The 8,837-nt window shown below is 69.5% G+C and carries 9 protein-coding genes; 2 read left to right on the forward strand and 7 right to left on the reverse strand.

From position 1 onward, the window contains the following. Window positions 1–70 precede the first annotated feature (70 nt). The 3 genes from ACFR9S_RS02945 to ACFR9S_RS02955 form a co-directional block, all read right to left on the reverse strand. A complete protein-coding gene (locus ACFR9S_RS02945; protein ID WP_379731394.1) occupies window positions 71–1,780 on the reverse strand; it encodes a histidine kinase N-terminal 7TM domain-containing protein in 1,710 nt (569 codons plus the stop codon). 160 nt (window positions 1,781–1,940) lie between these two features. After that, window positions 1,941–2,528, reverse strand: a complete 588-nt coding sequence (locus tag ACFR9S_RS02950) for a DUF7474 family protein (protein ID WP_379731395.1) — start codon at window positions 2,526–2,528, stop codon at window positions 1,941–1,943. Window positions 2,529–2,573: 45 nt separating this feature from the next. Further along, window positions 2,574–3,521: a cation diffusion facilitator family transporter gene (locus ACFR9S_RS02955; RefSeq protein ID WP_379731396.1), complete on the reverse strand. Its 948-nt coding sequence runs from the start codon at window positions 3,519–3,521 to the stop codon at window positions 2,574–2,576. Window positions 3,522–3,611: 90 nt separating this feature from the next. On the opposite strand from ACFR9S_RS02955, the gene ACFR9S_RS02960 reads away from it, so the two are divergent. Continuing rightward, on the forward strand, window positions 3,612–4,325 hold the full coding sequence (locus tag ACFR9S_RS02960; RefSeq protein ID WP_379818030.1) for a CPBP family intramembrane glutamic endopeptidase: 714 nt from the start codon (window positions 3,612–3,614) through the stop codon (window positions 4,323–4,325). Window positions 4,326–4,340: 15 nt separating this feature from the next. Here ACFR9S_RS02960 and ACFR9S_RS02965 read toward each other — a convergent pair whose 3' ends face one another. Beyond that, the gene (locus tag ACFR9S_RS02965; RefSeq protein WP_379731437.1) at window positions 4,341–4,799 is read right to left on the reverse strand and encodes an NOB1 family endonuclease; all 459 of its coding nucleotides are present in this window, start codon (window positions 4,797–4,799) and stop codon (window positions 4,341–4,343) included. 2 nt (window positions 4,800–4,801) lie between these two features. Next, the gene (locus ACFR9S_RS02970; RefSeq protein ID WP_053947046.1) at window positions 4,802–5,047 is read right to left on the reverse strand and encodes a PRC-barrel domain-containing protein; all 246 of its coding nucleotides are present in this window, start codon (window positions 5,045–5,047) and stop codon (window positions 4,802–4,804) included. A 133-nt stretch (window positions 5,048–5,180) separates the two neighbouring features. Between ACFR9S_RS02970 and infB the strand changes: the two genes are divergently transcribed. Further along, entirely contained in the window at window positions 5,181–7,001 is a 1,821-nt protein-coding gene (infB, locus tag ACFR9S_RS02975) for a translation initiation factor IF-2 (RefSeq protein ID WP_379818031.1), read from the forward strand. A 103-nt stretch (window positions 7,002–7,104) separates the two neighbouring features. On the opposite strand, the gene ACFR9S_RS02980 is transcribed toward infB, so the two are convergent. Further along, entirely contained in the window at window positions 7,105–8,646 is a 1,542-nt protein-coding gene (locus ACFR9S_RS02980) for a sensor histidine kinase (RefSeq protein ID WP_379818032.1), read from the reverse strand. Between the two features lie 85 nt (window positions 8,647–8,731). Continuing rightward, window positions 8,732–8,837 (reverse strand): DUF5811 family protein (locus ACFR9S_RS02985; RefSeq protein ID WP_379818034.1); only part of this gene is annotated, 106 nt, incomplete at its 5' end.

Below are 8,837 nucleotides of genomic sequence, written 5' to 3' on the forward strand. Positions count from 1 at the left end.
TCACGTCGACACGGAGTCCGAGTCGGGGATCGTTCTCGTCGACGGGCTGGGGACGCTGTTGCGGCTCTGACTACGCCTCGTCCATCGGGAACTCTACTTCGACGCGCGTGCCGCCGTCGTCGGGCGTGTCGATATCGACCGTCGCGCCCAAGAGCGCCGTGCCCCAATAGACCGACCAGAGGCCGAGGCCGCTGCCGTGTTCGAGCGCCGTCTCCCCGCCCGAGCGCAGCACCGCCACCTCGTGTTCGGGGATCCCCGGGCCGGCGTCGGTCACGACGAGCCGAGCGACCCCGTCGCCGGCGGTCAGCGACACCGTCACCGGCTCGTCGCCGTGCTGGATCGCGTTCTCGACGAGGTTCTCGACGACCGCCGCGAAGGCGCGATCCACGCCGTGGAACGGCAGCGTGTCGGCGATGTCGGTCCGAACGGTCGCGTCGGGCGCCTCGCTGAAGACGTCCCTGAGCACCGAGCGGGTGAGGTCGGCGGCGTCGAACGCGGTCTCGTCGGCGTCGAGGAACGCCTCCACCTGCCGGGCGTTCTCGCCGAGGTCGGAGAGCTGTCGGGCGTTCTCCTCGATGAGCTGGACCATCTCGCGCTCCTCGCCGTCGAGGCGGTCGGCGAGCGTCTCTGCGTAGCCGAGCACGACCGTGAGATCGTTCCGGAGGTTGTGTCTGAGCACGCGGTTCAGCACCTCGACGCGTTGGCGCTGCCGCTCCCGGACGGTCACGTCCGAGAGCACGACCGTGTAGCCCACGTGGGTCCCGCTGGGATCGGTCAGCGGCGACGTCGACACCGCGTACGTACGGCGCCCCGTCCCGTCGCGGCTGTCGATCTCGACCGTCTCGCGAGCGAGGGCATCCCCGCTTTCGCCGCCGTCGGTCTCCTCGCTGTCGCCGGCGGGAAGGTCGAGGAACGCGTCGAGCGGGCGATCCTGCGCGGTCTCGGCGTCGACCCCCAGCACCGCCTCGGCCGCGGGGTTGAGTCGGACGACGTGCCGATCGAGCGAGAGCGCGATGATCGGGTCGGCGAGGTCGTCGATCGCGGTCCGCTCGGCGGCGCGGCTCGTCGTCGGGTTCCGCTCGAACATCTCCGCCCGGTCGAACGCGTACGCGTCCAGCACGAGATGCGGGACGAACATCAGGGGCGCGAGCTGGAGCTGGGGCACGGCGCCGATCTCCAGCGCCCACGCGACGAGCGCGAACCCCGGCGGCAGCGAGCTCAGCGCGACGGCGGCGCTCTCCCGCCGGTACAGCGGCCCGTAGCTGAGCAGGGTGTCGACGAGAAGGAAGACCGCGCTGGCGACGAGCACGGTCTCCACGGCGACGACGAGGTACGCCCACGGGCTGAACATGTACGAGACCGTCGCGACGCCGAACGCGGGATCGATCTCGAACCCGGTCCAGAACCAGCCGTGGATCGGGTTGGTGGTCACCAGCGCGGTCGAGACGATTCCGAACCCGACGATCGCTCCGAACAGGCGGCTCCGGATCACGTCGCTCCGGCCGGTGTACTCGAGTGCGAAGCCGAGGAAAGCGATCCCGGTCCAGACGATCCCGAGCCACATCGTCGCCTCCAGCGCGCCCCGGAGCGGCGGATCCCACACGAGCAGGCCGAACCCGTAGGAGAGACACCACGCCGTCTGCGCGGCGAACACGCCGAGGAACCAGTCGACGCCCGGTCGCCCCCGGTGCTCCCGGATCCGCCACGCGAGCGCGAGCGCCCCCGCTCCGCCGGCGATAGCACCGACTGCGGGCCACGGGGGCAGGAGATCGAGCGGCATCTGTGGGTCACGACGGCGACCTGGGGGGTAAAGCTATCGTGGTGGGTGCTGCGCTACCGCTCACCCCGTCGAACACCCGAAAACGCGGCCGATGGGGACGGGACGCAACGCATCGGTCAGGAACGATGGCGGTGTCGAGGGCGACCCGACCCCCACTCGGTTACGAGTGGCGCTCGATGACGTGTTTCGCCGCCTGCGCCTTCTCCTTCCAGCCGTAGCCCGCCTCGTACACGTGTCGCTTGCTGTCGACCAGCTCCTGCGGCGAGGACTCCTCGAACCCCCCGCGGGCCCACGTGCCGGACTCCTCGAGCCACTCCAGCACCTTCTCGCGGGTCTCGGGCCACGTCAGCCCGACCATCTCGTACCACGCGATCATCGCGAACACCGCGTTGTCGTGGCAGCCGGGGTAGGACCCCCGCCGGTAGATGGTCCGCATCGGGTCCGTCGTCGGCTCGGACACCTGCTCGCGGTACGCCTCGGCGGTCAGGAGTTCGAGCCGGCCGTTGGTGTCGGGCTGGACCCGGCCGCTGCGACGGAGGTGTGAGAGCGCGGCCTGGTGGAGCGCGTCCCACTCCGGCGCCAGATCGCGGAGGTCGTCCTCCTCGCGGGCGCCGGCGGACAGGGGCGCGAGCACGTCTGCGTAGGCGCGCTCGACGGTCTGCCACTCCACGCCCTCGAAGCGACAGCCGGCGTCGTGGAGGCTGCTGGCGGCGTGGCAGTCGGGACAGGGGTAGTCGAACCGCGGCACAGCCCCCCGTACCGTATCGCCCGCCTTAGAGTCCCCGATCGCTGCTCAGATCCGGGGCTCGATGTAGATGGTCGACACGCGACTGTCGGCGTCCTGTAACTCGGCCTCGATCTCCCGGACCGCGTCGTCGACCTCCTCCGTCACGAGGTCGGGATCGAGGCTCACCTCGACGGCGACCATCGCGTTCTGGGGACCGAAGAAGACGGTCCGGAACGAGTCGACGTGGACGACCGCCGGGTGGTCGGTGACGATACTCTGGAGTTCGCGCTCGACGCCCGCCGGGAGGCTCTCGCCGAGCAGCAGGCGCTTGTTCTCCCACGCCAGCGCGAGGGCGAAGGCCATCAGCAGGAGGCCGATGATCGCCGCGGAGATGGCGTCGTAGATGCCGTTGCCCGTGTACCGCGAGAGCACGACGCCGACCAGCGCGATCGCCGCCCCCGACAGTGCGATGGTGTCCTCGGTGAACGCCGTCAGCGTGGTCACGTCGCTGGTCTTGTCGAACGCCTCGCGGATCGACCCCCAGCCGAACTCGGTCATCTGCCGCTGGAGTTCGGCGTTGGCCTTCGCCAGCGCCCACGCCTCGAAGGCGATCGCCGCCGAGAGCACGGTGACGTTGAGCCAGAACGTCTCGACCCGGGCGCCGACGACGGGGACGGTGAACTTCCCGGCCTCGACGTGGCCGGCGGTCTGGATCGCGTGGATCCCGTGGTTCAGGCTCTCCCAGCCCGCGATCCCGAACAGGAGCACGGAGACGAGGAAGGCGTAGAAGAACTGGGCCTTGCCGTAGCCGAAGGGGTGCTCACGGTTGGAGTCCTTCTTCGAGTAGCGGATACCGATGAGGAGGAACACCTGATTGCCGGTGTCGGAGATGGAGTGGTACGTCTCGGAGAGCATCGACGGGCTCCCGGTCAGCAGGAAGCCGACGAACTTCATGATCGCGATGGCGCCGTTTGCGATCAACGCCGCCAGCACGACGCCAGTGCTGCTAGCCATGGTCCAGCCGTCACGAGACAGCGCCTTATCGGTGTCGCCGGTCGCGACGGCCCCGCACCGCTTTTCCCGGCCGGGCGCTTGCTTCGGGCGATGAGCCAGTCGCCGGTCGGGGACTCCCGGCTGCTCCGGATCGGACAGGCGATCACGCTGTTTATCGCGGGGGTGCTCGGCCTCAGCCTCGGGAGTTCGCTGTGGATCGGCGCCGCGTCGACGCTGGGGGTCGCCGAGGGGACGACGGCGTACCAGATCGTCGGCACCGTCGTCCGATTCGTCGGCTTCGTCGTCCCGGTCGCGCTGTTCGCCGTCGCCGAGGGGGACCGGACGCTGCTCTCGTGGGAGCTACCGGACCGCCGGGGGGCGGCGATCACGGTCGGCGCCGTCGTCGCCCTCCTCGTCGGCCAGTACGTCGTGCTCTGGGCGTTCTCGCTGATCGGCGTCGCGCCCTCACAGAACCCCGCGCTCGATCCGGCGACCCACGCCCCCGTCTACTTCCTCTGGATGGTGCCCGTCTCGCTGCTGGTGGTCGGCCCGGCCGAGGAGCTACTGGTCCGTGGCGGGCTGCAGGGCGTGTTGCGCCGGGGGTGGGGTCCGTGGTCGTCGATCGTCGGCGCGAGCGCGCTGTTCGGCTCGATGCACTACATCGGCGGCGGGAGCGGCGCGCTGGCGTACGTCGCGTTCTCGTTCCTGCTGGGGATCCTGCTCGGCTACCTCTACGAGCGGACCGGGAACCTGCTGGTGCCAGCCGTCGCTCACGGCGGCTACAACGCGGTGTTGTACGCGATCCAGTACTGGCAGGTAGCGTAGCTCGGTCCGTGAGAATCAGGCGGGGTTCTTCCGGCTCAGGTCGCTGCCGCAGATCGGGCAGCGCTCGCGGTCGTCGTCGAACTCGCGGCCGCAGCCGGCACACTGGAACGTCCACTCGCGTTCCTCCTCGATCCCCTCGCGGGCGATCACCTGCACGGCCACGTCGAGCTTCTCGGCGACGTTCTGCATCGCGTAGTCGTCGGTGACCAGCGTGGCGCTGAGTTCGAACGCCGTCGCGAGCAGGCGCGTGTCCGTCTCGGAGAGCTCGTCGGCGTCGCCAGTCTCGCCGGCGGCCCGGCGCACGCGGTCGACGGTCTCGTCGGCAGGGAGGTGGAGTTCCATCCCCGCGCCCTCCATCGCGTCGAAGCGGTACTCGTTGCCGCCCTCCAGCTCCTCTTTGACGAGGGGGATGGAGACCTGCTCGTCGTCGGTGTGGTACTCGTGGATGAACGCGGACGTGTCGAGGACCTCCATCCTTAGCGTTGGACGACGATGTAGTCCTTCACGGCCTGCACCCGGGAGACGGGTACCCGGAACCGACCGCCTTCGTCGCGCTCGAAGTTGACTTTCCCGCGCGGGGTGTCCTCGTTGGGCGAGACGAGCAGGTCGTGAAGCTCGCCCGTCTTGAGGTCCATCGTGATGTTGTACAGCATGCCCAGCTCGGTACCGTCCGAGCCCATGACTGCCTTCCCCGAGAGGTTCTCGGCGAGTATGTCGGCCATGCGCGGCTAAACTGGCCGTGGCGCAATAAACGCCACGGGGCCGACCGCGGGCTGGGAGTGGACGGAGAGTCGAAACAGGTAACTGGCGCCCGCGACTCTCCACAGCCAAGAGACGTTCTCTCGGTGATTTTCGATGCCCGACGCCAACTCTGACACTGACGCGGACGCTGCTACCGACCCCGGATCGCTCCGGACGCCCATCGTCGCCGTGCTCGGCCACGTCGACCACGGGAAGACGAGCCTGCTCGACAAGGTGCGGGGCTCGGCCGTCAGCGAGGGCGAGGCCGGCGCCATCACCCAGCACATCGGCGCCACCGCCGTCCCGCTGGACACGGTGTCGTCGATGGCCGGCGACCTCGTGATGGCCGACGACTTCGACCTGCCCGGACTGCTGTTCATCGACACGCCGGGCCACCACTCGTTCTCGACGCTGCGGGCCCGCGGCGGCGCGCTCGCGGACATCGCGGTCCTCGTCGTCGACGTGAACGACGGTTTCCAGCCCCAGACCGAGGAGGCGCTGGACATCCTCCAGCGAACCGGCACCCCCTTCGTTGTCGCGGCGAACAAGATCGACACCACGCCCGGCTGGAACCCACAGGCAGATGCGCCGGTCCAGCAGACGTACGAGAGCCAGACCGACCGCGCCCGCGAGCGGCTCGACGAGAACCTCTACGAGATCATCGGCGAGCTTTCTGACGCCGGCTTCTCGGCGGACCTCTACTGGCGCGTCCAGAACTTCCAGGGCAACATCGGTGTCGTCCCCGTCTCCGCGATGACCGGGGAGGGAATCCCCGACCTGCTCGCGGTGCTGATGGGTCTCTCCCAGCGCTACATGAAGACGGAGATGGAGGTCGACCTCCAGGGTCCGGGGAAGGGGACGGTGCTCGAAGTGAAAGACGAGAAGGGGTTCGGCGCCACGCTCGACGTGGTGCTGTACGACGGGACGATCGAGGAGGGCGACCGGATCGTCGTCGGCGGCGTCGAGAGCCCGATCGTGACGGAGGTCCGCGCGCTGCTGCGCCCGAAGGCGCTCTCGGAGATCCGCACGGAAGCGGAGTTCGAGCGCCTCGACTCGGTGCAGGCGGCCTCCGGCGTGAAGGTCGCGGCGCCGGACCTCGACGACGCGATGGCCGGCGCGCCGGTCCGGGTCGTCCGCGGCCGGCACCTCGAGGACGTGATCGCCGCGGTCGAGGAGGAGCTCTCCGAGATCGAGGTCGACACCGCCGACGAGGGCGTGGTGGTCAAGGCCGACACGCTCGGCAGCCTGGAGGCGATGGCCAACGCGCTGCGGGAGGCGGAGATCCCGATCCTCCGCGCAGAAGTGGGCGACGTGGCGCCGCGTGACGTGGCGGTCGCGAGCACCGCCAACGAGGCCGAGCACCGCGTGATCCTCGGCTTCAACGTCGACGTGCTGCCCGACGCCGAGCGCGAGATCGACCAGCAGGACGTGAAGCTGTTCAACCACGACGTGATCTACCAGCTCGTCGAGGACTACGAGCAGTACGTCGAGGAGCGCCAGCGCGAACAGCAGGAGACGGTGCTCGACAAGATCCACCGCCCCGCGCGGTTCCGCATCCTCGAGGACCACACGTTCCGACAGAACGACCCCGCGGTCGTCGGCGTCGAGATCCTCTCGGGCACGATCGAGAACAACCGCCGCGTCGCGAAGTTCGAGGACGGCGAGACGGTCCGCGTCGGCGAGCTCTCCGGGATGCAGGAGCAGGGCGAGGACGTGGACGAGGCCCGCGCGGGCAGTCGCGTCAGCGTCGCCATCGACGGCCCGACCGTCGGTCGGGACATCGAGGAGGGCGACGAGCTCTGGATCGACCTCCCCGAGAAACACGCGAAGATCCTCGAACAGGAACTCAAAGAGGAGATTCCGGCCGACGAGCGCGAGGCGCTGAACGCGTATCTGGAGAAGATGCGGAAGCGCGATCCGTTCTGGGGGAAATAACGCCGATCACGGCGAGCGACCGGCGACCGACGCCATGTCGGTCGCACGGAGCCGATGCCGTGATCGTGTAGCAACTAACAGCCGACCGGCCGCGAGACGCCGATCAGTTCTCGTTTTCGACCAGTTCGACGCCCGTGAACTCGAACCGCGCGCCGCCGTCCTCGCCCTCGACCAGCGACACGTCCCAGCCGTGGGCGTCGGTGATCTCCCCGACGATCGCGAGGCCGAAGCCGGTGCCGTCCTCCGAGGTGGTAAAGCCGCTCTCGAACACGTCCTCGCGGCTGTCGGCGTCGATCCCGACCCCGTCGTCGGCGACGTAGAACCCCACGACGTGCCCGTCCTCGGTCACGTCGCCGACCGTGACGGTGAGGCTGCCGCCGTCGGTCGTCGGCGTCGGGGTCTCGTCGGCCGACCCGCCGTTTTCCCCCTGCCGGGAGTCGGTCGAGCTGTGCTCGATCGCGTTCCGGAAGAGGTTCTCCAGTAACTGCCGGAGCCGGTCCCGGTCAGCGAGTATCGTGCTCTCGGTCGCAATCGTCAGCGTCGCCGTGCCGGTGTCGACGCCCGACCACGACTCGCGGGCGACCGACGCGAGTTCGACGGGTTCGGTGTCGTCGATGGCGTCGCCCGCCCGTGCGAGTGCAAGCATGTCGTCGATCAGCGTCTCCATCCGGGCGACCCCGCTCTCGGCGCGGTCGAAGTGCTCCGCGTCGCCGGTCTCCTTGGCGAGTTCGAGCGACCCCGAGACCACGTTCAGGGGGTTCCGGAGGTCGTGGGAGACGATCGAGGCGAAGCGATCGAGCTTCTCGTTCTGCTGGCGCAGGCGTTCGGTGTCCCGCCGGCGCCGGAGCTCGTAGCTCACCCACTGGGCCAGCAGGTCCACGAGCGTCACGTCCCACGGCGAGAACTCCACGCTCCGGGCCTCGGTGTCGTAGAAACACAGCGAGCCGTACACCTCGTCGCCGAGGTAGACCGGCGCGCCGAGGTAGCAGGCGACCCCGCGGTCGGCGTGGGTGTCGCGGTCGACCACCCGGTCGTCGCTGCGCGCGTCGTTGATCACCAGCGTCTCCCGGTCCGCGACGACCACGTCACAGAACGTCTCGTCGACCGGGATCGACTCCCGCTCCCGGATCGGGCCGCCGCCGTCGACGATCTCGAAGTCGGTCTCCTCGCCCCGGACCCGCGAGAGCGAGCCGGCGGCCAGCCCCAGTTCCTCGCGGGCGAGTCCGAGCAGCGCCCGGATCTGCTCGTCGAACGAGCGGTCACCGTCGGCGATCACCTCGTGGGTCCGCTTGAGGACGCGCTCGCGCTTCTCCAGTTCGCGGCGCTGGGCCTGCCGCTCGCTGATGTCGTGTCCCAGTACGGCGATCCGGCCGTCGTCGAGGCGCTCCAGTTCGAACTCGTAGGCGCAGCCGGCGCCGGGGAACTCCGCTTCGACGGTGGCGTCGCCCGACGCGGCGGCGCGTTCGATCGCGTGCTCGACCGCGTCGCTGTCGTCGAACAGCGCGGCGAACGGCCGGTCCGCGAGCGACTGTTCGGCGGTCGCTTCGTCGGTCGCGGTGTTCCACTCCGCGATTCGGCCGTCCTCGAGGACGAAGAACAGTGCGTCGACGGCGTCGAGCGCGGCCGCGGCGGTCGAGTCGTTCACGTCGTCGCCCGACCACGGGGGACCGAGGCGGTCGCTCGGTGTCGCTCGGTTCGAAGCCGGCGCGCGCTCGATCGGTTCATCCGGGTTACCGGGCGACCGGAACGGGGTCGTCGCCCATGGCGTACATCACCTGTGCGGCGGCGCTCGCGGCGAGTCCCTTCGCGACCTCGTCGCGGTCGGCGTCGTCGGTC

It is taken from the genome of Halolamina salina, assembly GCF_042678005.1.
Lineage (GTDB): Archaea > Halobacteriota > Halobacteria > Halobacteriales > Haloferacaceae > Halolamina > Halolamina salina.